At 73.4% G+C, this 22,701-nt stretch carries 28 protein-coding genes; 17 read left to right on the top strand and 11 right to left on the bottom strand.

All coding sequences use genetic code 11. The annotated features are described in order from the left end of the window. Positions 1-138: 138 nt before the first annotated feature. Positions 139-1,476 carry a D-arabinono-1,4-lactone oxidase gene (locus E4P40_RS17000; protein ID WP_135159706.1) on the bottom strand — a complete coding sequence of 446 codons (1,338 nt, stop codon included), beginning with the start codon at positions 1,474-1,476 and terminating at the stop codon, positions 139-141. A 102-nt stretch (positions 1,477-1,578) separates the two neighbouring features. On the opposite strand from E4P40_RS17000, the gene E4P40_RS16995 reads away from it, so the two are divergent. Further along, on the top strand, positions 1,579-2,808 hold the full coding sequence (locus E4P40_RS16995) for an amino acid deaminase/aldolase (RefSeq protein WP_135159705.1): 1,230 nt from the start codon (positions 1,579-1,581) through the stop codon (positions 2,806-2,808). A 134-nt stretch (positions 2,809-2,942) separates the two neighbouring features. Continuing rightward, positions 2,943-3,830, top strand: coding sequence for a DUF4190 domain-containing protein (locus E4P40_RS16990; RefSeq protein WP_135159704.1), 888 nt, complete (start codon positions 2,943-2,945; stop codon positions 3,828-3,830). 42 nt (positions 3,831-3,872) lie between these two features. On the opposite strand, the gene E4P40_RS16985 is transcribed toward E4P40_RS16990, so the two are convergent. The 5 genes from E4P40_RS16985 to E4P40_RS16970 form a co-directional block, all read right to left on the bottom strand. Continuing rightward, positions 3,873-5,492 carry an ABC-F family ATP-binding cassette domain-containing protein gene (locus tag E4P40_RS16985; protein ID WP_135159703.1) on the bottom strand — a complete coding sequence of 540 codons (1,620 nt, stop codon included), beginning with the start codon at positions 5,490-5,492 and terminating at the stop codon, positions 3,873-3,875. Positions 5,493-5,544: 52 nt separating this feature from the next. Further along, positions 5,545-5,754 carry a hypothetical protein gene (locus E4P40_RS16980; RefSeq protein ID WP_135159702.1) on the bottom strand — a complete coding sequence of 70 codons (210 nt, stop codon included), beginning with the start codon at positions 5,752-5,754 and terminating at the stop codon, positions 5,545-5,547. A gap of 208 nt (positions 5,755-5,962) precedes the next feature. Next, complete coding sequence (locus E4P40_RS16975; RefSeq protein WP_135159701.1) at positions 5,963-6,388, bottom strand: DUF1801 domain-containing protein; 426 nt, start codon at positions 6,386-6,388, stop codon at positions 5,963-5,965. 9 nt (positions 6,389-6,397) lie between these two features. Next, entirely contained in the window at positions 6,398-6,520 is a 123-nt protein-coding gene (locus E4P40_RS29370; protein ID WP_280790626.1) for a hypothetical protein, read from the bottom strand. After that, positions 6,517-7,128 (bottom strand): class I SAM-dependent methyltransferase, encoded by a 612-nt coding sequence (locus tag E4P40_RS16970; protein WP_135159700.1) that lies wholly within the window; start codon positions 7,126-7,128, stop codon positions 6,517-6,519. Before E4P40_RS16970 ends, E4P40_RS29370 begins: the two co-directional genes overlap by 4 nt. A 39-nt stretch (positions 7,129-7,167) precedes the next feature. On the opposite strand from E4P40_RS16970, the gene E4P40_RS16965 reads away from it, so the two are divergent. Then, positions 7,168-8,229, top strand: coding sequence for a winged helix DNA-binding domain-containing protein (locus tag E4P40_RS16965; RefSeq protein ID WP_135159699.1), 1,062 nt, complete (start codon positions 7,168-7,170; stop codon positions 8,227-8,229). On the opposite strand, the gene E4P40_RS16960 is transcribed toward E4P40_RS16965, so the two are convergent. From E4P40_RS16960 to E4P40_RS16950, 3 genes are read right to left on the bottom strand one after another with little or no spacing between them, the layout of a single operon-like run. Next, a complete protein-coding gene (locus E4P40_RS16960; RefSeq protein ID WP_135159698.1) occupies positions 8,230-8,676 on the bottom strand; it encodes a nitroreductase family deazaflavin-dependent oxidoreductase in 447 nt (148 codons plus the stop codon). An 18-nt stretch (positions 8,677-8,694) separates the two neighbouring features. Then, complete coding sequence (locus E4P40_RS16955) at positions 8,695-9,939, bottom strand: glutathionylspermidine synthase family protein (protein WP_245160395.1); 1,245 nt, start codon at positions 9,937-9,939, stop codon at positions 8,695-8,697. Positions 9,940-9,942: 3 nt separating this feature from the next. Beyond that, positions 9,943-10,353 carry a hypothetical protein gene (locus E4P40_RS16950; protein ID WP_135159697.1) on the bottom strand — a complete coding sequence of 137 codons (411 nt, stop codon included), beginning with the start codon at positions 10,351-10,353 and terminating at the stop codon, positions 9,943-9,945. A 126-nt stretch (positions 10,354-10,479) separates the two neighbouring features. On the opposite strand from E4P40_RS16950, the gene E4P40_RS16945 reads away from it, so the two are divergent. From E4P40_RS16945 to E4P40_RS16885, 14 genes are all read left to right on the top strand, one after another. Then, positions 10,480-11,154 carry an SIMPL domain-containing protein gene (locus tag E4P40_RS16945; RefSeq protein ID WP_167762274.1) on the top strand — a complete coding sequence of 225 codons (675 nt, stop codon included), beginning with the start codon at positions 10,480-10,482 and terminating at the stop codon, positions 11,152-11,154. Next, a complete protein-coding gene (locus tag E4P40_RS16940) occupies positions 11,151-12,071 on the top strand; it encodes a neutral zinc metallopeptidase (protein ID WP_135159695.1) in 921 nt (306 codons plus the stop codon). The genes E4P40_RS16945 and E4P40_RS16940 overlap by 4 nt, the downstream gene beginning before the upstream one ends. Position 12,072: 1 nt before the next feature. After that, a complete protein-coding gene (locus tag E4P40_RS16935; RefSeq protein WP_135159694.1) occupies positions 12,073-12,846 on the top strand; it encodes an enoyl-CoA hydratase/isomerase family protein in 774 nt (257 codons plus the stop codon). 198 nt (positions 12,847-13,044) lie between these two features. Further along, positions 13,045-13,866, top strand: coding sequence for a hypothetical protein (locus E4P40_RS16930; RefSeq protein ID WP_135159693.1), 822 nt, complete (start codon positions 13,045-13,047; stop codon positions 13,864-13,866). Between the two features lie 2 nt (positions 13,867-13,868). Then, entirely contained in the window at positions 13,869-14,375 is a 507-nt protein-coding gene (locus tag E4P40_RS16925; protein ID WP_135159692.1) for a phage holin family protein, read from the top strand. Between the two features lie 26 nt (positions 14,376-14,401). After that, a complete protein-coding gene (locus E4P40_RS16920) occupies positions 14,402-15,070 on the top strand; it encodes a DUF3618 domain-containing protein (RefSeq protein ID WP_135159691.1) in 669 nt (222 codons plus the stop codon). A gap of 189 nt (positions 15,071-15,259) precedes the next feature. Then, positions 15,260-15,679 carry a response regulator gene (locus E4P40_RS16915; protein ID WP_245160394.1) on the top strand — a complete coding sequence of 140 codons (420 nt, stop codon included), beginning with the start codon at positions 15,260-15,262 and terminating at the stop codon, positions 15,677-15,679. Beyond that, positions 15,676-17,466 (top strand): ATP-binding protein, encoded by a 1,791-nt coding sequence (locus E4P40_RS16910; protein WP_135159690.1) that lies wholly within the window; start codon positions 15,676-15,678, stop codon positions 17,464-17,466. Before E4P40_RS16915 ends, E4P40_RS16910 begins: the two co-directional genes overlap by 4 nt. A gap of 284 nt (positions 17,467-17,750) precedes the next feature. Beyond that, positions 17,751-18,362 (top strand): TasA family protein, encoded by a 612-nt coding sequence (locus E4P40_RS16905; protein WP_135159689.1) that lies wholly within the window; start codon positions 17,751-17,753, stop codon positions 18,360-18,362. Between the two features lie 35 nt (positions 18,363-18,397). Next, positions 18,398-19,033 carry a signal peptidase I gene (locus E4P40_RS16900; protein WP_209305378.1) on the top strand — a complete coding sequence of 212 codons (636 nt, stop codon included), beginning with the start codon at positions 18,398-18,400 and terminating at the stop codon, positions 19,031-19,033. Then, a complete protein-coding gene (locus E4P40_RS16895; RefSeq protein ID WP_135159688.1) occupies positions 19,030-19,449 on the top strand; it encodes a hypothetical protein in 420 nt (139 codons plus the stop codon). The genes E4P40_RS16900 and E4P40_RS16895 overlap by 4 nt, the downstream gene beginning before the upstream one ends. A gap of 66 nt (positions 19,450-19,515) precedes the next feature. Next, a complete protein-coding gene (locus tag E4P40_RS28155; RefSeq protein WP_167762273.1) occupies positions 19,516-20,118 on the top strand; it encodes a hypothetical protein in 603 nt (200 codons plus the stop codon). Further along, positions 20,112-20,789 (top strand): response regulator, encoded by a 678-nt coding sequence (locus tag E4P40_RS28150; protein ID WP_167762272.1) that lies wholly within the window; start codon positions 20,112-20,114, stop codon positions 20,787-20,789. The genes E4P40_RS28155 and E4P40_RS28150 overlap by 7 nt, the downstream gene beginning before the upstream one ends. 35 nt (positions 20,790-20,824) lie before the next feature. Further along, positions 20,825-21,532, top strand: a complete 708-nt coding sequence (locus E4P40_RS16885; RefSeq protein WP_135159686.1) for a response regulator — start codon at positions 20,825-20,827, stop codon at positions 21,530-21,532. A gap of 80 nt (positions 21,533-21,612) precedes the next feature. Here E4P40_RS16885 and E4P40_RS16880 read toward each other — a convergent pair whose 3' ends face one another. Then, positions 21,613-22,320: a response regulator transcription factor gene (locus E4P40_RS16880; protein WP_135159685.1), complete on the bottom strand. Its 708-nt coding sequence runs from the start codon at positions 22,318-22,320 to the stop codon at positions 21,613-21,615. A gap of 191 nt (positions 22,321-22,511) precedes the next feature. Then, on the bottom strand, positions 22,512-22,701 hold a 190-nt coding region (locus E4P40_RS28585), incomplete at its 5' end, for a hypothetical protein (protein WP_209305377.1).

Here is a 22,701-nt window from a genome sequence, read left to right as displayed (position 1 = left end):
GCGTTCGGCACCGACGACGGCAGCACCCCGACCGCCCCCCGCACCGGCCGGCAGCGCTACGCCGACACCCTCGCCACCATCCGGGACAGCCGCCCCGCTCCACCCGGCGCCCTCACCCCGTTCTGAGACGGAAACGGCTCACCGTTCCGGCGCAGGACCCAACACCCGGTCCAGGTAGCCGTTGGCCAGGATTCCGGCCGGGTCCAGCCGATCCCGGACGGCGACGAACTCGCCGAACCGGGGGTAGCGGGAGCGCAGCGCCGTGGCGTCGAGGCCGTGCAGCTTGCCCCAGTGCGGTCGGCCCCCGACCTCGGAGGCGATCGACTCCAGAGCGGCGAACCAGGGCCCCGGGGATGTTCCCGCGGGAACGTGCGCGGCGATGTACGCGGTGTCCCGGCCCTCCGCGGGTGACAGGGGGATGTCGTCGGCCGCGGCGACCCGGACCTCGACCGGGAAGGCGGCCCGCCAGTCGTTGGCCTCGTGCACCCGGCGCAGCTCGGCGAGGACGGCGGGCGCCTCGGCACGGGGCAGCGCGTACTCCATCTCGAGGAAGCGCACCCGCCGTCGGCTGACGAACACCCGGTGCGAGCGGTCGGTCCACGAGCGCGCCGCGAGCGACTTGGCGGACATCCGCGCCAGGGACGGCACGAGCGCGGGCACCCGCCGGCCCGCGGCCACCACGCCGGCGAACGCGGCGTTGGCGAGGATCTCGTCGTCCCAGACCGCCCGCCAGCGCGGCAGCGGGGAGAGCCCCTCGTCCAGGGGCACCCGGGTGTTGCACTTCAGCAGCGTCGTGTCGGTGTGCGGGAACCAGTAGAACTCGACGTGGTCGGTCGAGGTCATCAGGTCCCCGAACCCGTCGATGGCCTCCGTGAGCGTGCCCGGCCCCTCGACGGCCCGCAGCGCGAACGCCGGGACTGCCTGCAGGGTGACGGCGGTGACGACGCCCAGCGCGCCGAGCCCCACGCGGGCGGCCGAGAGAATGCCGGGGTCGCTCCCGGGATCGCAGGCCAGCACGTCGCCGGAGGGCGTCACCAGCTCCAGCGCGCGGATCTGGGTGGCCAGGCCACCGAACCGGGCCCCCGTGCCGTGCGTACCGGTGGCCAGCGCGCCGGCCACGGTCTGCCGGTCGATGTCGCCGAGGTTGGTCAGCGACCAGCCCTGGCGCCCGAGCTCGGCGTTGACCCGGTGCAGCGGGGTGCCGGCACCGACGGTGACCAGGCCGTCGTCGTCCACCTGGCCGATGCCGGAGAGCCGGTCGGAGCAGAGCTGGACGTGCTCGGGCCGGCCGATCGCGCTGAAGGAGTGACTGCTCCCGATGGGGCGCACGCGGCGTCCTACTCCGGCCGCGGAGGTGAGCACGTCGGCGACCTCGTCGGCGGACGACGGGTGCACCACCTCGGTGTCGGCCCGCTGGTTGCCGGCCCAGTTGCGCCAGTGCGCGCGGGTCGCCGGCTGCGCCGCGCCCTCCGCCACCCGTACCTCCCTCGTCCGTCCCCGCACTCTGTCGTGCCGAGCGCGCCGCGGTCAACGATTCGATCTTGACCGCCCCTCGTCCGACCGGCACGCTCCGCTGCGATGAGCGCCCCCTCGAGCGACCGGGCTGCCGAGCAGCAGCGGGCGCGGTTCGACTCCGCCACGGCCGCACTGGACCCGCCGTTCGCCCTGGTCGACCTCGACGCGCTCGACGCCAACGCCGCCGACCTCGAGCGCCGGGCGGCCGGGAAGCCGCTGCGGGTCGCCAGCAAGTCCGTCCGCAACCGCACGGTGCTGCGGCGGGTGCTGGCCCGTCCCGGCTTCGCCGGGGTGCTCGCCTACTCCCTCGCCGAGGGGCTGTGGCTGGCCGGCGGCGAGGACCCGGTCAGCACGGACGTGGTCATCGGCTACCCCAGCGCCGACCGGACGGCGCTGCGCCGGTTGGCCGGCGACGAGTCAGCCGCCGCCCGACTCACGTTGATGATCGACTCCGTCGACCAGCTCGACCTGGTCGACGCCGTCGTCCCGCCGTCCGCCCGCCCGTCGCTGCGCATCTGCCTCGACGTCGACGCCTCGCTGCGGGCCGCGGGTGGCCGGGTGCACGTGGGCGTGCGCCGTTCGCCCGTCCACACCGTCGAGCAGGCGGCCGCGCTGGCGCGGGAGGTCGTCGCCCGGCCCGGCTTCGCGCTCGTCGGGCTCATGGCCTACGAGGCGCAGATCGCCGGCGTGCAGGACGACCCGGCCGGGCGGCGGTGGCGCGGTGCCGCCGTCCGCCGGATGCAGGCGCTGTCCGGCCGCGAGCTGGCCGGTCGCCGGGCCGCCGTGGTCGACGCGGTGTCGGCCGTCGCGCCGCTGGAGTTCGTCAACGGCGGCGGCACCGGCAGCGTCGAGCGCACGTCCGCCGAGGACGCCGTCACCGAGGTCGCCGCCGGCTCGGGGCTCTACTCCCCCGTGCTCTTCGACGGGTACCGCTCCTTCACCGCCCGGCCGGCCGCGTTCTTCGCGGTCCCCGTCACCCGCCTGCCCGCGCCCGGCACCGTGACCGTCGCCGGTGGCGGCTGGATCGCCTCCGGACCGCCCGGGTCCGACCGGCTGCCCCTCCCGACGTACCCGGCGGGGCTGCGCAGGCTGCCGGCGGAGGGCGTCGGCGAGGTGCAGACGCCGTTGCGCGGTCCCGGGGCGGTCGGTCTGCACGTCGGCGACCGCGTCTGGTTCCGCCACGCCAAGGCCGGGGAGCTGTGCGAGCACGTCGACGTGCTGCACGCCCTCTCGGGCGACGCCCTCGTGGACCCGTTCCCCACGTATCGCGGCGAGGGCCGGTCCTTCGGCTGACGCGCAGGAGATGTCCCCCGGGGGGCTCCTGGGACGGAAGGGTGACGAGCGTCCGTGTCGCCTGCGACGTCCGGACCGCGCGCCGGCGAGCACATACGGTCCCGTCCGAATCCGTGCCACACCGAGGAGTAGCCGTGTCCCACCCCATCCCGGGTCCGTACCAGTCGTACGGCCAGCCGTCGGGCCCGCCGTCCTACGGCCCCCCGCCCGGAACGCCGCCCTACGGTCCTCCGTCCGGACCGCCGCCCTACGGTCCCCCGCCGACGAAGGGGGCGGGGCTGGCGATCGCCTCGATGGTGCTCGGCATCATCGCCCTGCTGCTCAGCTGGATCCCGATCATCAACAACGTCGCGGCGATCCTGGCGGTCGTCGGCCTCGGCCTGGGCATCCCAGCGCTCGTCCGCGCGCGCCGCGGGACCGCCGGTGGCACGGGCATGGCGATCACCGGGCTGGTGACCTCCGTCCTGGCGATCCTGCTCGTGATCGCGACCCAGCTGCTGTTCGTGAGGGCACTCGACGAGGCGGGCACCAGCCTCGAGGAGGCCATCGCCGACGTCGAGGGCGGCGCCGACCCCGCACCGCAGGAGGACGAGGCAGCCCCGGCGTCGGAGACCGTGCCGCTCGGGGCGCCCGCGGAGGTGGGCGACTACACCGTGACGGTCGACTCGGTCCAGCTCGACGGCAACGCCCTCGTGGCCGGCGCCAACCAGTTCAACGACCCGCCGACCGGTCAGTACGTCGTCGTCGAGCTGACCACCACCTACCTCGGTACGGAGGAGGGCATGCCGGGGATGGACCTGACCGCGGTCTTCCACGGCACGGACGCGCGCCAGTACAGCGACAGCGACTGCGGAGCAGTCCTCCCCGACGACTCGATGGACGCCCCGACGCTCAACAGCGGCGGGTCGGACACCTTCCAGTTCTGCATGGACGTGCCGCCGGCCGCCATCGAGGGCGGCCAGCTGTCGGTCGAGCCGACGTTCGCCTTCGACGCCGACCCGGTGTTCTTCGCGATCCGGTGATGTCGGGCGGGCCGCAGGTGGACCCTGCGGCCCGCCGCCTCGCTAGCGGGCGCGCTGGACCCGCGTCTCGTCGAACGACGGCTCGGCCGACTCGTAGACGCGGCCGTCGGTGCCGAACACGAGGAACCGGTCGAAGGACCGCGCGAACCACCGGTCGTGGGTGACCGCCAGCACGGTGCCGTCGAACGCGGTCAGCGCGTCCTCCAGCGCCTCCGCGGACAGGACGTCGAGGTTGTCGGTCGGCTCGTCGAGCAGCAGCAGCGTCGCACCGGAGAGTTCCAGCAGCAGGATCTGGAACCGCGCCTGCTGCCCGCCCGACATCGTGCGGAACGGCTGCTCGCCGGAGTCGGCGAGCCCGTACCGGCGCAGCGCCGCCATTGCCCGGCCGCGGTCGACGCCGGGGCGCCCGGGTTCGCCGTGCCACAGCAGGTCGACCGGCGTCCGATCCTGCCACTCGGGGTGGGCGTGGGTCTGGGCGAAGAACCCGGGGACGACGCGCGCGCCGAGCCGCCAGTCGCCGGCGTGCGTGACGGACTGGCCCGCCAGCAGCCGGAGGAAGTGCGACTTGCCGGCTCCGTTGGCCCCGAGGACGCCGACCCGGTCGCCGTACCAGACCTCGAGGTCGAAGGGCTTCATCAGCCCGGTGAGCTCGAGCTGCTCGGCGATGACCGCCCGCACTCCGGTACGCCCGCCCCGTAGCCGCATCGCCACCTTCTGCTCGGGTGGCCGCTCCGGCGGCGGTCCGGCCGCCTCGAACTTCTCCAGGCGGGTCTGCATCGCGTGGTAGCGGTTCGCCATGTCCGGCGAGTTGGCCGCCTGCTGCTGGAGCGTGCGCACGAGGTCGATCAGCCGCTGGTGCTCCTCGTCCCAGCGCCGGCGCAGCTCGGCGAGCCGCTCGTGCCGCGCCGTCCGCGCCTCGTGGTAGCTGGGAAAGCCACCGCCGTGCACCCAGGCCGTCCCGCCCTCGACCGTGACCACCCGGTCGGCGACGCGCGCGAGCAGCTCGCGGTCGTGGCTGACGAACAGCACCGTCTTGCGGGTCTCGAGCAGCCGCTCCTCGAGCCACCGCTTGCCCGGCACGTCGAGGTAGTTGTCCGGTTCGTCGAGCAGCAGGACCTCGTCCGGTCCGCGGAGCAGGGCCTCGAGGGCGAGCCGCTTCTGCTCGCCCCCGCTGAGCGAGGAGAGCTCGCGGTACTTGCAGTTGTCGTAGGGCATGCCGAGCGCCGCGACGGAGACGGTGTCCCAGGTGACCTCGGCGTCGTACCCGCCGACGTCGCCCCAGTGCGCGAGAGCGTGGGCGTAGGTCATCTGGCCGCGCTCGTCGTCGGTCTCCATCAGTGCCAGCTCGGCGGCCTCGACGGCGTCCCAGGCGGCACGGACGGCCGGCGGGGACAGGTCGACGAGGAACCGCTGCACGGTCGTGTCGTCGCGCACCGAGCCGATGAACTGGCGCATGACGCCGAGCCCACCGGTGCGCGCGACCGAGCCGGCCTCGGGCACCAGGTCGCCGGCGATGATCCGCAGCAGTGTCGTCTTCCCGGCGCCGTTCTCCCCGACCAGCGCGGCGCGGGCACCGGCCCCGATGCGGAAGGACACGTCGTCCAGCAGGACCCGGCCGTCCGGAAGAGTGTGCCGGACACCGGTGACGTCGACGTAGCCCACCCGGACATCCTCCCGGCAGGGGCAACGGCATGACCGGCCGGCCGGCCGCGGATCAGTGCAGGGAGACCCGGAGGCGCTGGCGGGCGAGGCGCTCCACCAGCTCGGGCAGCGCGTCGGCGGGTGAGCCGCGCAGCTCCTCCCGGCAGGTCCGGACGACCAGCACGATCGTGCGGGGCCCGAGCTGTGGGAACTCATGGGAGAGGCGGGTGACGGCAGAACGGACGGACGGATCGGAGACGGTCAGCGGAACTGCCAACGTCATGGACGGTCCTTAACGCGTGTGCCGCAGGGCGGCAGGAGTGGCTTCCCCCGTGAGGGCCGCCAGGATTGGACGGCCGCTCTCACTGCTGTGCGAGCACCGTGCCGTCCGGCCGGGACCGCGACCAGGGACCTAGGTCCCTGCCACCGGAGGGCGTCGGCGTGTCGTCACCGGAATTCCGGACGGTCCGGGCGCGGAATCGGTTTTCCGGTCACGCCGCGTAGTAGGCGTTGTCCCCCGCAGCGGTCGCGGCGACGGCGTCCCGGACCAGGGCGCTCAGCTCGCCCGCATCCACCGCGTCCAGCGACTGGAACCGGATGCAGCTCTTCCCGCAGGACACCGAGCCGAGCCGGTCGGCCCGCTCCTCGGCGATGTAGCCACCGTCGACGACCGCGCACACGTACAGGGAGAGGTGGCGCTTCTGGGCCGCCAGCGCGATCAGCGGCCACATCGTCGACTCCTTGGCCGACTTCGGCTTGTACGGCATCAGCCCGTACCCGAGCATCGCGCCCGCGCCCATCGGCACCAGCTGCCGGTCGATCCCCGGCGCGGCCGCCATCACGAGCTCGTCCACCCGGCGCAGTTCCTCGGCGCGCGCACCCGCCGCGTCGAACCAGGCCTCGATGTCGTCGGCCATGCCGGACTTCTAGCTGAGCAGGAGGGAGAGCAGCGTCGCCCCGACCGCCAGGACCATCGCGAACACGATGACCATCGCGGTCATCCGCCGACGTCGCTCCGCCCTCGAGCGGGCACCACCCATCCTCGTCATGGCCGCACGCTACCTCCGGAACGGCCCGTTCCGGCAGGTCGGCGGCCCCAGAGCAGGGTGTCCAGCGCCGTTCCGGCCGGGGTCTCCCGCGAGACCTGCTCCAGCCGGTCGACCTCCAGCAGGGCGGCCACCGGAGCCAGCCGGTCGACGCTGTGCAGGATCGCCGGCTCCTGCGGGCCCCCGACGCCGGCGGTCAGGTTGCCCACGTCGTGGCCCAGCACCAGCAGCCGTCCGCCGGGACGCACCCAGCCGACGGCCCGGGTGAGCAGGTCCAGGGTGTCGGGCTCGGGCAGGTGCAGGTAGGCCACCAGCACGAGATCCAGGCTCGCCGGCTCCGTCGCCCAGGTCGTCACGTCGGCGGCCACCCAGGCGACGCGATCGGCTCCCGCCTGCGCGCGCCCGCGGTCCAGCCCCACAGCGGAGAAGTCGACCGCGGTCACCCGCCACCCCCGGTCGGCCAGCCAGAGCGCGTGCCGTCCCTCGCCCGCGGCGAGGTCGACGGCGTCGCCGGGCGCCAGTCCCTCCAGCAGTGCGGCGACCAGCGCGTTGGCGTCCGACGACCACTGCTGCCGCTCGGCGTACCGCTCGTCCCACTCCTCGGCCCGCACGGGATGGAGTCTGTCGCACCCACCTGGGACGGTGACCCCGTGACGACACGGGAGGACATCGGGCCGCTCCGGCTGGCGGCCCTCGGCCTGATCGGACCCGGCGAGCCGACCGCGGTCGACGTCGTCCGGCGCCTGGGCGCCCTGCAGGCGCAGGACTACCCCGGGGCGCTCACGTCGGTCGCCCTGCGGACGGCGGGCCGGCTGCGCAAGGACGTCGAGGCCGCGCTCGACTCCGGCGAGGTCGTCCGGTCGTGGCCGATGCGCGGCACCCTGCACTTCGTCACCGCCGAGGACCTGCGCTGGTTCCTCGACACCGTCGGCGTGCGCACGGTCGGCACGGCCAGCAAGCGGTGGGCGGACCTGGGATTGGACGAGTTACAGGCCGAGCGGGCCCGCGAGCTCGTCGACGAGGCGCTGGCCGCCCGCGGCCGGGCGACGCGGGCCGCGCTGCTCACGGCGATGGCCGACGGCGGAGTCGATGTGACCGGTCAGCGGGGCGCCCACCTCATCGGCTACCTCGCCCTCACCGGTTCGCTGTGCCTCGGACCGACGGACGGCGACCGCGAGCAGCTGTTCGTCCGCCTCGACGACTGGGTGCCCGACCGCCGGCTCGACCGGGAGGAGGCGCTGGCCGAGCTCGCGCTGCGCTACTTCACCGGGCACGGACCGGCGACGGTGAAGGACCTGGTCCGCTGGGCCGGCTGCACCGTCCGCGACGTGCGTGCCGGCCTCGCGGCAGTCCGCGACCGGCTCGAGGCGGTCACCGTCGAGGGCACCGAGTACCTGATGGACCCGGGCACGCCGGACCGGCTGGCCGCCGCCCGCACCGACGCCGCGGGCGTGCTCCTCCTGCCGGGCTTCGACGAGTTCCTCCTCGGCTACGGCGACCGCACGGCCGTCGTGCCGACCGGGTTCGCCGACCGCATCGTCCCGGGCGGGAACGGCATGTTCCGGCCGACCGTCGTGCACGGCGGCCGGGTGGTGGCCACGTGGCGGTGGACCGGTCGCGGCGCGAAGCGCACGGTCGACGTCGAGCCGTTCACCGAGCTGCCGCGGGAGGTCGCGGCCGCGATCCCCGGGCTGGCCGCCGAGCTGCCCTGATCAGCCCCGGCGCTCGAACAGGAAGACGGGGATCTCGCGGTCGGTCTTCTCCTGGTAGTCGGCGTAGGCCGGGTAGGCCGCCACCGAGCGCTCCCACCACACGGCCCGCTCCTCGCCCGATATCTCGCGGGCGACACCGTCCCAGGGCTCGGGACCGTCCTGCAGGGTCACCTGGTCGGGATGCGCACGCAGGTTGCTCACCCACGCCGGATCCGTCGGTGCACCGCCCTGCGACCCCACCATCGCGTAGACGCCGTCGTGCTCCACGCGCATGAGGCCGAGCTTGCGGACCTTTCCGCTCTTCGCCCCCCGGGTGCTGACGATGACGATCGGCAGCCCGGTGTCGCGAAGTGTGTTCGCCTCCCGGCCCCCGGTCGCCTCGTAGCGCTCGACCTGCTCGCGGACCCAGGCCTTCGTGCTCGGCTCGTACTCACCCTCCAGCGGCATGACCCGAACCTAGGTCGGTCAGCGGCCGCCCGCGCGCGGGGTCACGTAGTCGACGGTGTGCGGCACGAAGTAGCTCAGGTTGTCGGTGATCAGGCCGTCGCTCTCGCGGATCCCCAGCCCCGCCGGTTCACCGTCCACCAGCCAGGCCCCGAGGACCGGGTGGTGCGGGCCGTCGGGGCCCGGGAAGTTCGGCAGCGGTGCGAACTCCTGGACGACGAAGCCCTCGGTGCCGTACCGCCCCGGCAGCTCCGCCGCCACCTCGCCGTCGCGGACGATGGCCACGTTCGCGCCCTCGCGGCCCCACAGCGGTTTGCGCACGTAACTGCGCCAGCTCGACGGCGCCTCGTCGGCGAAGTAGGCCGGCAGCAACAGCTCACCGAGCACCGGATCGCTGCCGAACATCTGCCACAGCACCGGCAGCAGGGCCTTGGTGCTCCACATCATCTTGTAGGCCGGCTCCACCCACGTCGTCCCACCCGGCCGGTTGCTGTCGGCGAGGACGGCGGGACCGAACTCGTCCTCGATCAGCCACTCCCACGGATAGAGCTTGAAGACGACGTCGAGGTGACGGCCCTGCTGGTCGTAGAACCGGCCGTCACCGTCGTCGAGCACGATGTCCTCGACGATCAGCTCGATCGCCTCGTACCCGGCCTGCACGACGGTGTCCATCAGGTAGGCGACCGTCATCCGGTCCTCGCCGGAGGTCTCCTCGCTCGTCCAGGCCAGGTGCACGCGCGGGCGGACGCCGGTGCGCCGCTCCCACTTCAGCAGGTTGCGCTGCCAGGCGGTGACCAGCTTGTCGTGCAGCGCGTTCCACTGGTCGGTGCCCTGCCCGGTGAACAGGTGCCAGTTCCACTGCGTGACGGCCGACTCCACCAGGCCGGTCGGGGTGTCGGCGTTGAACTCGAGGAGCTTGGGCGGGCCCTCGCCGTCGTAGCGGAGGTCGAAGCGGCCGTAGATGCTCGGCGGCTCCTCGGCCCAGGTGCGGCGGACCTGCGGCCGCGCCATGGGCGGGATCCGCAGCCGGTCGAAGAGCTCGTTGTCCACGATGTGGTCGCCCGCGGCCACGCACATCTCGAACAGCTGCGCGACCGCGCCCTCGAGCCGCTGCACCTCGGCCATCGAGAAGTCGTAGAAGGGGCCTTCACGCCAGTAGCTGCGCACCTCGCCGCCGGGCAGGTGGGTGCGGTTGTAGACCAGACCCTGCGCCTCGATCTCGGCTTCCCACCCGGGGCGGACGATGCCGCTCTCGATCCGTCTCAAGGCTCAGCTGCCGGCGCCGGTTCCCGCGCGGTTGCCGACCCCGCTGCCGATGCCGCCGCTCACGCGGGTGCCCGGACTGACCTTGCCGTTCGCCGGGAGGCCCGCGCGCTGACGGGCCGCGGTGTCGGTCGGGTTGATCCGCGTTCCGCCGCGGGGCAGCACCGTGCCGACCGGGAGTCCCCGGCCGAAGCCGCCGAGGTACAGGAAGAACAGGCCCGCGCCGGGACCGTTGTAGCTGTCGTCGCAGTAGTCCTCGTCGACGATCTCGCCGTTCTCGTCGGTGCAGTAGGCGACCTGCTCGTCTTCCTCCTCGCCGCTGTCGCCGCCCGCGCCGCACCCGGCCATGAAGCCGGTGGCGGCCGTGGTGAGCACCGTCGTCGTCAAGGCGGCACGGATGCGGTTGGAGACCGCCACGACCACTTCCTCTCCTCGGTTGGGGCCGAGAGTAGGACGTCGCCCGCTCCTCGTGTGGGCCCCGTTGTCGCTGACAACGCGCGCGGGTCTGGAAGAGTCCCCGAGCCGAAGCCCCCGGAGGTTCCTGTGAGCAGTCCGCACCCTCAGGTCGTCGTCCGCGGCGAGGCCGTCCTGGTGGTCGAGCCGGAGATCGCCGGCATCGGCGTCACCGTGCGCACGCGCGCCCGCGACCGGCAGACCGCGCTCGAGCGCTGCGCCGCCCGGCAGGCGGAGGTGTCCGCGGTGCTGGCCTCGGCCGAGGAGTCGGTGGAGAGCCTCGAGACGACCGGGGTGTCCGTGCACCTGGAGGTGCGCGACCGCCGCGCGCCCGGCGAGCCTGTGGCCTCGGTGCACACGCAGGTCACCGTGAACCGGCTCGACCTCGCCGGCGAGCTCGTCGTGGCCCTCGGCCGGCTCGACGACGTCGACGTCTCCGGCCCGTACTGGCGGCTGCGGACCGACAGTCCCGCGTACGAGCGGGCAAGGCTCGCTGCCGTCCAGGACGCCGTCCACCGTGCCCGGCAGTACGCAGGGGCCTTCGGCGCGCAGCTCACGTCGCTCATCCAGGTCAGCGACGCCGGGCTGTCGGGCGGCGGCTTCCAAGTCGCGGGGGCCATGCCGGCGATGGCACGGTTCGAGAGCAGCGACATCTCGCTCGACCTCACTCCTGCCCGTCAGGAGGTGCACGGCGCGGTCGAGGTGCGGTTCGCGATGTCCGAACCCGACAGCAGTCGGTGGAGCACGGAGGTCTTCCGAGGATGAGGTACCGCGAGAGCGGCCGGCTCGACACCGGCGGCGTCTCCGACCGGCGCGGGCGTGGCGGGATGGGCGGCGGGCGCGGGATCGCGGTCGGCGGCGGTGGGCTCGGCCTCGTGGGGCTGCTGATCGTCGTCGTCCTCCAGCTGGCCGGCGGGGGCGGCGACGGCGGCGTCGGCTCGGCCCTGGGCGGCCTGGCCGGCCTCGGACAGGGCGAGCAGACCGACAACTCCGCGCTCGAGGAGCGGTGCCGGACCGGCGCCGACGCGAACGACTCCGTCGAGTGCGCCGTCGTCGCCGACGTCGAGTCCATCCAGGACTTCTGGACGGCGACCCTCGGCGACCGCTACGTGCCGACCGACACCGTCTTCTTCGCCGGGCAGGTGCAGACCAGCTGCGGCGCGGCCTCCAGTGGTTCCGGCCCCTTCTACTGCCCGGCCGACCAGGGCGTGTACATCGACCTCAGCTTCTTCGACCAGCTCCAGTCCCAGTTCGGCGCCCAGGGCGGACTGTTCGTCAACGCCTACGTCATCGCGCACGAGTACGGCCACCACGTGCAGAACCTCCTGGGGACGAACGCGCAGGTCACGCCGGGGGAATCGGGCCCGACCAGCGGCACCGTCCGGCTGGAGCTGCAGGCCGACTGCTTCGCCGGGGCCTGGGCCAACCACGCCGAGACAGTGCCCGACGAGTCCGGGGGGCCGCTGATCGAGGAGATCACGCAGGACGACGTGAACCGCGCGCTCGACGCCGCGGCGCGGATCGGAGACGACTTCATCCAGCAGAACCTGGGCAGCGGCCGGATCGACCAGGACGCGTTCACGCACGGGTCCTCCGAGCAGCGCCAGAAGTGGTTCGCGACGGGCTACGAGACCGGCGACCCGGCGCAGTGCGACACGTTCGCCACGGACGACCTCGGCTGACATGGCCCTCGTCGTCACCCGCGACGGCCCGGTGGCCGTCCTGACCATCGACCGCCCCGAGAAGCGCAACGCCATGACCGCGGGCATGTGGGCGGCGCTGCCCGCCGTCCTCGCGCCCCTCGCCCACGACCCCGGCGTGCGCGCGCTCGTCGTCACCGGCGCGGGACCCAGCTTCTGCGCCGGCGCCGACATCTCCGACCTGCTCGGCGGCACCGATCCCGCCGACCCGATGGCCGACGTCCGGCGCGACAACCTGGCGGCACAGGCCGCGTTGCGCGACTTCCCGAAGCCGACCGTCGCGATGATCCGCGGTCACTGCATCGGCGGTGGGGTCGAGATCGCCGCGAGCTGCGACCTGCGCTTCACCGACCCGTCGGGGGTCTTCGGCGTCACGCCGGCGAAGGTCGGCATCGTCTACACCCCGCGCTCGACCAAGACGCTGGTCGACCTCGTCGGACCGGCAATGACCAAGTACCTGCTGTTCAGCGGGGAGCTGATCGACGCCGACACCGCGCTCCGGACCGGCCTGGTCGACCGGCTGGTCCCTGCCGACGACCTGGAGGGCGAGGTGCACCGGTTCGCCGGCGTCCTGGCGAGCCGGTCGGCGCTCACCCAGCGGGCCACCAAGGAGGTCGTCGCCGCGCTCACCGACGGCGGCGACGGCGAGGCGGAGGTGGCCTCCTGGTACCGCAGGACGATCGAGGCCGGGGAGCTCGCGGAGGGCGTCGCGGCCTTCGCCGGGCGCCGTCCACCCAGTTTCCCCTGGTCGGGCTGATCAGCCCGTTCCGTTTCGATCACCGGTGCATGGGGGTACCAGGTGGCTGCGGCGCTCCCTGAAACAGGCGGGGACGACGCGGCAGCCGCCGTGTCCCACCGCCTGCCCCGCTCGCACCCACGGCACAAGGACGCGCCGGGTGAGCGCAGGAGCCAGGACGTGCCTTCCACCGACCATGCAACATCCCGAGGAGGACCGATGACTCACAGCATCGACGCCCCACTCCCGCCCCCCGCCACCACGGGGTCGGGTGCCACGCCGACCACGAGCTCCCCGTCGACCACGTCGACCAAGGAGCAGGCCAAGGAGACGAAGGACACCGCCGTCGCCGAGGCCAAGAACGTCGGCCAGACGGCCGCACAGGCCGGCAGCCAGGTGGCCTCCACCGCCACCGAGCAGGCCAAGGAGGTCGCCGCGGAGACGCAGCGGCAGGCCAAGGACCTCCTCGACCAGGGCCGCACGCAGGTCAAGGAGCAGGTCGTCTCCCAGCAGCAGAAGGCGGGCCAGAGCCTGACCTCCCTCGCCCAGGAGCTGCGCGGCCTCGCCGACGGCACCAGCTCGGGCGCCCCCGGCCCGGCCCGCGACCTGCTCCAGCAGGCCTCCAGCTCGGTCGAGAACTTCGCCTCCATGCTGCAGAACCGCGAGCCGGCCGAGCTGCTCGACGACATCCGCAGCTTCGCCCGCCGCAAGCCCGGACTCTTCCTGCTCGGCGCCGCCGCAGCCGGCGTGCTCGCCGGCCGGCTCACCAGCGGCGTGAAGGCCGCGCACAGCCAGAGCAGCAGCTCCGGCAGCGGCTACGCCGGCGGCACGACGACCGGTTACAACTACGTCGACCCGACGCCGTCATACGCGGACACGACGACCACCTACACCACCGGCACCGCCGGCTACTCCACCGGCGGCTCGGCTCCGCTGCCCCCGCCGCCGTACGGCACCGTGCCCCCCGAGGGCAGCGTCGTGCCGCCGAGCGCCGGCACCGGCTGGGACGACCCGGCGCGTCGCCCGGGCGGGGTGGTCTGACGATGAGCACCCCCTACTCCGGCGCATCCGCGGCGGGGACGCCGCAGGGTTACGCGGAGCCGACGCAGCAGAACTACGCGGCGGACTACAGCGGGTCCATGGGTACGCCGACCACCGACGCGGGCCGCCCCGACGTGGAGGGCACCTCGGTCGGTCAGCTGATCGGTGAAGTGACCAAGGACCTCTCCACGCTCATGCGCCAGGAGCTCGAGCTGGCCAAGGTGGAGGTCAAGGCCGAGGCCAAGAAGGCCGGCCAGGGCGCGGGCATGTTCGGGGCCGCCGGGTTCGCCGGCTACATGGTCCTGATGTTCCTGTCCTTCGCGCTGTGGTGGGCCCTGGCCAACGTCATGGACATCGGCCTGGCCGCCCTCATCGTGGCGGTCCTCTGGGGCGTCGTCGGCGCCGTGGCGTTCGTGATGGGCAAGAAGAAGTTCCAGCAGGTCAACCCCAAGCCCGAACGCACCGTCGAGACCCTCCAGCAGGTTCCCGGCGCCCTCAAGCCCAACTGACCACCCGACCGCGAGGAGTCGCACCAATGACCAGCAGTGACCCGGACGTCATCCGGCGGCAGATCGAGGACACCCGTCGCGAGCTCAGCTACGACGTCGATGCCCTCAACGAGAAGGTCAACCCCGCCCGCGTCGTGGACCGTCGCGTGACCGCGGCCAAGGGCAAGATGAGCAGCCTGAAGGAGAAGGTCATGGGCAGCGCCCACGACACCAGCGCCACGGCGCAGTACCACGCGCAGAACGCGGCAGGCACCGTGCAGGGTGCGGCCTCCAGCGCGGCGGACAGCGTGTCCAACGCGGCCTCCACCGCGGTGGGTGCCGTGCAGCAGGCGCCGGACGCCGTCATCCGCCAGGCGCAGGGCAACCCCCTGGCCGCCGGGCTGATCGCCTTCGGCGTCGGCTGGCTCGTCTCGAGCCTCCTGCCGGCGTCGGAGAAGGAGAAGCAGCTGGCCCAGCAGGCCGAGTCGGCCGTCAAGGAGCACAAGGACGCGCTCCTCGAGCCGGCCAAGCAGGCGGCGCAGGAGATCGGCGACCAGCTCAAGCCCGCCGCCCAGGAGGCCATGGAGTCGGTCAAGTCGACCGCTCAGGACGCCGCCGCGACCGTCAAGGACGAGGGCCAGTCCGCGGTCCAGGACGTGCAGAGCCAGGCCCAGCAGTCCAAGGCGACGGTGCAGAGCAAGGCACCCACGCCCTGACCTGCTGATACGAGTTCGTGCAGCTGCGCCCCGCCGGGCTCTCCCGGCGGGGCGCAGTGCCGTTCCGGCCCCCTCACCCGTGGGGGTGAGGAGCCCGCCGGTGCGCTGCAGGCGTCCGCTCGACAGGCCGTTGTCCATCACGGACGACGAGTTCCGGGACCTCCGGAGCGCCTGACGACGGGAGCCTCCGTGGACGAGGAACAGCACGCCCTCGCCGCCGTGGGGACCCCGGCGATCCGCGTGCTGGTCGCCGACGACGAGGACGACATCCGCGGACTCGTGTGCCTGGCGGTAGCGAAGGCCGGCTGCACCGTCACCGCCTCGGTCGCCGACGGCGCCGTCGCGCTGGCGACCGCCCGCGCCCAACTCCCCGACCTCGCGGTCCTGGACGTCTCCATGCCCGGTGCCACCGGGCTGGAGGTCTGCGCCGCCCTGCGCGAGGACCCCGCCACCGCCGGCATCCGCATCCTGCTGCTCTCGGCGGGAGCCTCCCCCGACGACGTGGCCCGGGGCCTGTCCGCGGGCGCCGACGCCTACCTGGCGAAGCCGTTCTCGATCTCCGCCCTCGTGCAGCAGGTCAAGGCGCTCACGACGAGGCAGCCGGCATGACCGCCGTCGAGGTGCCCACCGCGGTCCTGCACCGTCCCGCCCCGCGCACCCTCCGTCAGCGCCTCTCGGCACTGGTCTCGGACGGTGCCGTGCTGGAGCGCTCGCTGCCGTCGACGGCGATGTTCGCCGGAGCGACGCTGCTGCTGGCCGCCGGGATCCTGCCCGTGACCGACGGCGAACTCGTGCTCGCCGGCCTCGCGACCGCGTTCCTCGCCTCGCTGGTGTCGCGGCTGGTCGTCCGACCCTCCCCCACCGCCGACGGCGCCCTGGTCGTGCCCCTCGCCCACCTCGGCGCGGCGGGCCTCGTCACCGCCGGCACCGGCTCGGCGGCGACGTTCCTCCTTCTCCTGGGCCCGCTGCTGACGCTCGTCTCCGCTCCCGGCCGGCGCGGGGTGCTCCTCGCCGCCGCCGCAACCGCTGCCGTCCTGCTCCTCCCCGCGGCCCTCAGCACGGGCACGCCGGCGACCGAGGCCCTGCCGGGTGCGCTGCTGCTCGGCCCGTTCGTCGTCGGCCTCGGCGGTCTCGCGGTCAACGAGACCGCGCGCCGGCTCGCCGCGCAGACGGCCGAGGTGGAGCGCCTGGAGGGACAGCGGGCCGCTCTGCTCACGCAGGTGCAGACCCGCGCCGACGAGCTCGACCTCGCCACGCGCATGCTCGCCGCCCGGGCCCAGACGATGACGAGCGTGATCGACGCCGTCACCGAGCAGTCGATCATCGGCACCGACCGCGACGGGGTCATCCGCGTGTGGAACCCGGGCGCGGAGAAGATGCTCGGCCTGCCGCGGCTCGACGTCGTCCGGAAGCGGTCCATCGTGGACTTCCACCTGCCGGAGGAGCTCGAGCTCGCGGCCGAGGACACCGGATCGGTGTCCGGGCTCGCCGCCCTGGTGCACGCCGCCCAGGAGCACGGCAGCGACGTCCGCGACTGGACCTACGTGGCCGCGGACGGCGACCAGCGAACGGTCTCGGTCGCGGTGACGCCGCGCACCGACGACCGCGGTGTGCACGCCGGCTGGAACTTCGTGGGCACCGACATGACCGAGGCCCGCGCCACCGAGCGCATGAAGGACCAGTTCGTGAGCCTCATCAGCCACGAGCTGCGCACGCCGCTCACCTCGATCCTCGGGTACCTCGAGCTGGTCCTGGAGGACGAGGAGCAGCCGCTCACCGACGAGCAGCGGTCCTACCTGACGACGGTCGAGCGCAACGCCGACCGGCTGCTGCGCCTGGTCGGCGACCTGCTCTTCACCGCGCAGGTCGACGCCGGCCGGTTCACGCTGCAGCCCCAGGACGTCGACCTCGCCTCCGTCGTGCGCGCGGCCGAGGAGACCGCCCGCGTCACCGCCGCGACCACCGGCGTCGAGGTGACGGTCGACCTGCCCGACGGCGGGCTCGTCGTCCCCGGTGACGCCGTCCGCCTCGGTCAGGCGTGCGACAACCTCGTCTCCAACGCCGTGAAGTTCACGCCGTCCGGCGGCCGGGTCACCCTGGCGCTGCGGCCGGCGTGGCAGGCACCGGACGGCGAGGTCAGCGACCTCGAGCGCCCCGGCGCGGTGCCCGTCGCCCAGCTGTCCGTCAGCGACACCGGCATCGGTATCCCGAGCGGGGAGCAGGGGAAGATGTTCCAGCGCTTCTTCCGCGCCTCGACCGCGCAGCGCAACGCCGTCCCCGGCGTGGGTCTGGGCCTGGCCATCACCAAGGCCATCACGACAGCGCACGGCGGCACGCTCGACCTCGTGAGCGCCGAGGGTGAAGGCACGACCTTCACGCTGACGCTCCCCCGCTGAGCACACTGCCGTCCTCCGGACGACACCGCGGCCACGTGCCGTCCCCGCGCGCGCGGAGCCACGCTGTCCTCCTCGGGGACCCTCCGGGCCCCGCTCCTCGGGACCGTTCCGCACCGTCGTCCCCTTCACAGGCCCGGAATCCCGGGGAAAGTGCCGATCGGTGGGTTCGCCGAACAAGCCTTGCGCATTCCTTGCGGATCGCTGGCGGGTGGCCTGCGGTTGGGCCCTCAGAGTTCTCCCTGTCGCCGGAAACGCCGGTGACCGGGACACAGGGAGTACGGATCATGAGCACCACCACCAAGAGCGCCACCGCCCGCAAGGTCGTCGGCTCGCTGGGCGTCATCGGCGCCGCGGCTGCCGTCGCCGGCATGGGGACCTTCGGTTCCTTCACCGACAGCAGCACCCCGGTCGCCACGACCATCCAGTCGGGCACCCTGAACATCGACGTCGCGCAGCAGGGCTTCGCCGTCCCGGTGACCACGGCCGGCTTCGTGCCGGGCGACTCGCTCACCCGGGCCGTGAACCTGGTCAACAGCGGCAACGTCGCGCTCGGCTCGGTCACCCTCAACACGACCGTCTCCGCGCCCAGCATCCTCACCACCGACACCACCAACGGCCTCCAGCTGGCCGTCAAGTCCTGCACGGTCCCGTGGACCCAGGGCGGCACCGCCACCGCGGCGACCTACGCCTGCTCCGGCACCGAGCGCGTGCTCGGCTCGGGCCCGGCCGTCAGCAACATCACGCTGAACAACCCGGCCTCGCTGGCTGCGGGTGCGACGGACTACCTGACCTTCGCCGTCTCGCTGCCCACGACCGCCGGCAACACCTTCCAGGGCCAGTCGGCCGCGCTGAGCCTCGTCTTCACGGGCACGCAGCGCACCGGCACCGCCCGCTGATCGCGACTCTGACGACCTGACGGAGAACTGAGATCATGTCCGCCACCCTCCCTGTGGCCCCGGGGGCAGCTGCTCAGCTGCCCCCGGCCGGGGACACGCGCTCCCTCGCCGGCCTGCGGGCCGGACGGGCCGCCCACATCATGGGCCGCACGGCCCCGTGGCTGGTTCGCGGAGTCATGGGTCTGGCTGTCCTGATCTTCGCCGTCCTGGCCGTCGGGCCGCACCTGCTCGGCTACCGCACGATGACCATGCTGACCGCGAGCATGGCACCGGAGATCGACCCGGGTGACGTCACCATCGTCACGCCGATCGCGATCTCCGAGGTCACCGAGGGCATGGTGATCACGTATCACAAGCCCATCGAGGACCACAGCCTCGTCACCCACCGGGTCGTCTCGGTGGAGACCGCGGCCGACGGAACCGTCACCGTCCAGACCAAGGGCGACGCCAACGAGGCGATCGACCCGTGGACGGCGACCCTCGAGGGCGACACCGCCTACGAGGTGCGTGCCGTGATCCCCGAGCTGGGCCACCTGATCCAGGCCCTGCGCGCCCCGGTCGTCACCCAGGTTCTCCTGTACGGCGCCCCGACGCTCCTCGTCGGCTGGGTCCTCATGACGATCTGGCGCCCCGCCCGCACCGACGAGACCGACGAGGAGGAGCAGTCGTGATCAGCGTCCGCAACGCGCTGCTCGTCCTGGGCCTCACCACCGCAGTCGCGGTCGGCACCGCTGCCGGCCCCGCGATCGCCTCCCTCGCCGACACGGCGGTCGTCTCCACGACCGTCGCCACGAACACCGTCGCCCCGCCGACCGGCCTCGTCGGCAAGCTGGTCTGCACCGAGCCGGCCACCATGTCGCTGACGTGGACGAAGAGCACCTCCGCCCGGGTCACCGGGTACGACGTCAGCGTGATCTTCAGCGACGGCTACGTGCAGGTCGTCGAGCTCGGCGCCACCGCCACCAGCTGGAGCGCGCCCATCCCGAAGTACAACGTCACCTACTGGTCGATCCAGTACTCGGTCACCGCCAAGACCGACTACGGCTGGACCAAGGAATCGGCCAAGACCGCGTCCTTCCAGTGCTGACCGCGGGGTCCTGACCCTGCCGCACACACCCGCAACCACCGACGACACGAGTGAGGAGACCTGGACATGACCGCCACCCGCCGCATCCTGATCCTGACCGGCCTCACCGTCGCCGTCATCGCCGGCGCGAGCCTCCCGGCGTCCGCCGACTTCGCCGACGTCGCCCCGGTCCCCACGACGACGGTCGCGACCGGCACCGTGGCCGCCCCGGCCTCGATCACCGTCAACGACTCCTGCGCCACGACGACGACCACCGTGAAGCGGACCGTCCACACCGATCCGGTGACCCTCGTCCAGACGCAGACGGCGTACAGCTCGACGTCGAGCACCGTGACCAGCACCAGCAACGTCAACTACTACTCGTCGACGTCGGAGGCCGGCCCCGGCCTCAACGAGACGACGACCACCACCGTCACGCAGAACACCACCCTGTCGGTCACGGCCTCGTGGGCGGCCAGCGCCTCGCGGGGCGTCAGCGGGTACCTCGTCAACGCCCACCTGGTCGATGGCTCGGTCTACCCGATGGCCCAGACCGCACCGACCGTGCTCGCCACCGGCGCCGGCGTGGACGCCGACTACCTCGCCTACGCACCGCGGCTGTCGGTCACCACGCTCACGACCTACGGCTGGACGGCGACCACCGCCCAGACCCCGGTGCTGTCGTGCTGACCGCCCTGGTCGTCGACGACGACCCCGACGCCCGGCGCCGCGTCGCCGGCCTCCTCCGCCTCGGCGGGTGGCAGGTCAGCGAGGCCGCCAACGCCGAGGACGCCCTCCGGCAGGCCGTCTGCGCCGACTTCGACCTCGTCGTCACCGACGTCTCGATGCCCGGCGAGCACGGACCGGCGATGCTCCACCGGATGCGCCGCAACGGCTCCCGCGCCCGCTTCCTGGTGGTCACCTCCGACCCGACGGACGACGTCCGCGCGGACTCGGTCGCCGCCGGTGCCATGGCCTGCCTGGCCAAGCCGGTCGAGGCCCGCATCCTCCTCGACTTCCTGCGCAGCCGGACCACGGGGCCGGCTGCGCAGGGCACGCTCACCGCCGTTCCGGACCTCGTCGACGACGTCGACGACGACCTGGACGACGAGCTGATGGGTCGCCTGCAGGCGATGTACGTCGACGCCCTCCCGGCCCGGCTCTCGGCGATCGCGTCGGGCACCCGGTCCGGGGACGCGCCGGCGGTCGTCTCGGCCGCCCACACCCTGGCCGGCACCAGCGGCCAGCTCGGGCACCCGGAGGTCGCCTCGATCTGCCGGGCGATCGCCGCCGACGCCCGCCGGGGCGTGATGGCCCACGCCCGCGTCGTGCAGCTCCAGGAGCTGGCCTACGCGGTCTGAGCACCACCCACACGACACCAGGACGGAGGAACGAGATGCTGCACCCACCCCTGCTGACCGCCCTCGTCGTCGACGACTCGTTCGCCGCCCGCGCCCGCATCACCATGCTGCTCGAGCTGGGCGGCTGGCGCGTGCACCAGGCGGTCGGCACCGAGGACGCGCTGCGCGTCGCCGCGCTGATCGGTCCGGACCTCGTGGTGACCGACATGGTCATGCGCCAGGGCCACGGCGCGACCCTGATGCGCCGCCTGCGGGAGCAGGGCTCCTCGGCCCGCTTCCTCGTGGTGGCGGCCCGCCGCACCCACCAGACGCTCGCACTGGCCTCCGGTGCCGGGGCGCTCGCCTGCCTGGCCAAGCCGGTGGACCCGCGACTGTTCGTGGACGTGATGCGGGGGCTGACGCCGACCGCGCAGGCAACGGCGCCGGCAGCACCCCGGTTCTCCGCGGCGGCTCCGCCGGTCGAGGAGGCCGGGGCCCGTGCGGTGGACATGTACCTGAGTGCGCTGCCGCACCTGCTGTCGGCGATCGCGGCCGGCGCCCAGGAGGGCGACGCCGCGTCGGTCGCGACCGCGGCCGAGGCCCTGGCGGCCGCCAGTGACCGCATGGGGCACGTCGAGGTGGCGTTCTTGAGCTCGGCCGTGGCCCGCGACGCGCGCCGCGGGGTGGTCACGCACACCCGGCTGGTCAAGCTCGTGGACCTCTGCGCGCGGATCGACCAGAACGGCCGCGCTCTCGCGGTCTGACGGCCGGCCGCCGGCCGTGCCTGCGGCAACGGCCCCCCTTGAGGGGCCCGCGCCGAACGTGGGGGGAGGAGGGTCCTCTCTCAGGCGGCGACGAGCCGGTAGCCGACCCCGCGCACAGTCCGGATCTCCGGCGAGCTGAGGCCGGCGGCCAGCAGCTTGCGGCGGAGGTTGGACATGTGGGCCTCGACCAGGCGGAGGTTGCCCTCCCAGTCGGTCTGCCAGACCTCGCGCAGCAGCGTCTCGCGCTGCAGCACGCGCCCCGGCCGGGAGGCCAGCGCGGCGAGCAGGTCGAATTCCGTGCGGGTGAGGTCGACGACGGCGCCGTCCACCCGCACCTCACGGCTCTCCTCGTCCACCTCGAGCTCGTTGAGCCGGCGGACGGACTCCTCGGCGGTCGGCGCCGGCTCGGCGGCCGCACCCTGCCGGGGGAAGCGCAGCATGGCCTGCACCCGCGCCACGAGCTCGCGCGGCGAGAAGGGCTTGGCCATGTACCCGTCGGCGCCGACGGCCAGGCCGATCAGCAGATCGACCTCCTCGGCGCGGGCGGTGAGCATCAGGACGTAGCACTGGGTCTCGGCGCGGATCTGCCGGCACACCTCGGTGCCGTCGGCGTCCGGGAGGCCCAGGTCGAGCACGATGAGGTCGGGGGCGTCACGACGGACCTCCTCCAGGCAGGCCTGCCCGGAACTGGCCTCGCGGACGTCGAACCCGGCGCGCCGGAGCACGGTGGAGACCAGCTCGCGGATCTCGTCGGTGTCCTCCACGACGAGCACGGACTGAGCGGGCACGATCTCTCCTCCTCACCATCGGTCTGCAGGCGCGGCGGACAGGGGTCCACCGTCACCTGACCGGGTGATCGGCAGGCCGGAGCCTCAGCTTGAGCCGAGTGGTGCAGCGGGCTCTCACCCGTTCGGGGGACGGTGGCGCAGTTCGAGGGCGAGGGAGTCGGTCGGCGGCGTCCGTCCCCGGTGGACGGCGGTCAGGGCGAGGCCGCACGAGCCGCCCAGCCGACGGTCGGGTCGGTCGCCCGGGCCTCGGTGTCGGCGGCCATCAGGGAGCACGCGACGACCACCCGGCCGCCCGGGGCGAGGACCAGGACGCCGTGTCCGCAGCCCGCCTCCAGCTCACGGTGGCCCCGTCCAGAGGCTCGCCCCGAGTTTGCGAGGGGT

This window comes from Blastococcus sp. CT_GayMR20, assembly GCF_004570345.1.
This window is presented reverse-complemented; position numbering and strand designations above follow the sequence as displayed.

Excerpts from the sequence above, each read along its gene's own strand:
- E4P40_RS16935 (WP_135159694.1), top strand. The coding sequence starts at position 12,073 with ATGGCCCTCGTCGTCACCCGCGACGGCCCGGTGGCCGTCCTGACCATC.
- E4P40_RS16975 (WP_135159701.1), bottom strand. The coding sequence starts at position 6,388 with ATGGCCGACGACATCGAGGCCTGGTTCGACGCGGCGGGTGCGCGCGCC.
- E4P40_RS16960 (WP_135159698.1), bottom strand. The coding sequence starts at position 8,676 with ATGCCGCTGGAGGGTGAGTACGAGCCGAGCACGAAGGCCTGGGTCCGC.
- E4P40_RS16900 (WP_209305378.1), top strand. The coding sequence starts at position 18,398 with ATGTCCGCCACCCTCCCTGTGGCCCCGGGGGCAGCTGCTCAGCTGCCC.
- E4P40_RS16930 (WP_135159693.1), top strand. The coding sequence starts at position 13,045 with ATGACTCACAGCATCGACGCCCCACTCCCGCCCCCCGCCACCACGGGG.
- E4P40_RS16940 (WP_135159695.1), top strand. The coding sequence starts at position 11,151 with ATGAGGTACCGCGAGAGCGGCCGGCTCGACACCGGCGGCGTCTCCGAC.
- E4P40_RS16980 (WP_135159702.1), bottom strand. The coding sequence starts at position 5,754 with ATGACGTTGGCAGTTCCGCTGACCGTCTCCGATCCGTCCGTCCGTTCT.
- E4P40_RS16905 (WP_135159689.1), top strand. The coding sequence starts at position 17,751 with ATGAGCACCACCACCAAGAGCGCCACCGCCCGCAAGGTCGTCGGCTCG.
- E4P40_RS16925 (WP_135159692.1), top strand. The coding sequence starts at position 13,869 with ATGAGCACCCCCTACTCCGGCGCATCCGCGGCGGGGACGCCGCAGGGT.
- E4P40_RS16995 (WP_135159705.1), top strand. The coding sequence starts at position 1,579 with ATGAGCGCCCCCTCGAGCGACCGGGCTGCCGAGCAGCAGCGGGCGCGG.
- E4P40_RS16885 (WP_135159686.1), top strand. The coding sequence starts at position 20,825 with ATGCTGCACCCACCCCTGCTGACCGCCCTCGTCGTCGACGACTCGTTC.
- E4P40_RS16920 (WP_135159691.1), top strand. The coding sequence starts at position 14,402 with ATGACCAGCAGTGACCCGGACGTCATCCGGCGGCAGATCGAGGACACC.
- E4P40_RS28155 (WP_167762273.1), top strand. The coding sequence starts at position 19,516 with ATGACCGCCACCCGCCGCATCCTGATCCTGACCGGCCTCACCGTCGCC.
- E4P40_RS29370 (WP_280790626.1), bottom strand. The coding sequence starts at position 6,520 with ATGACGAGGATGGGTGGTGCCCGCTCGAGGGCGGAGCGACGTCGGCGG.
- E4P40_RS16910 (WP_135159690.1), top strand. The coding sequence starts at position 15,676 with ATGACCGCCGTCGAGGTGCCCACCGCGGTCCTGCACCGTCCCGCCCCG.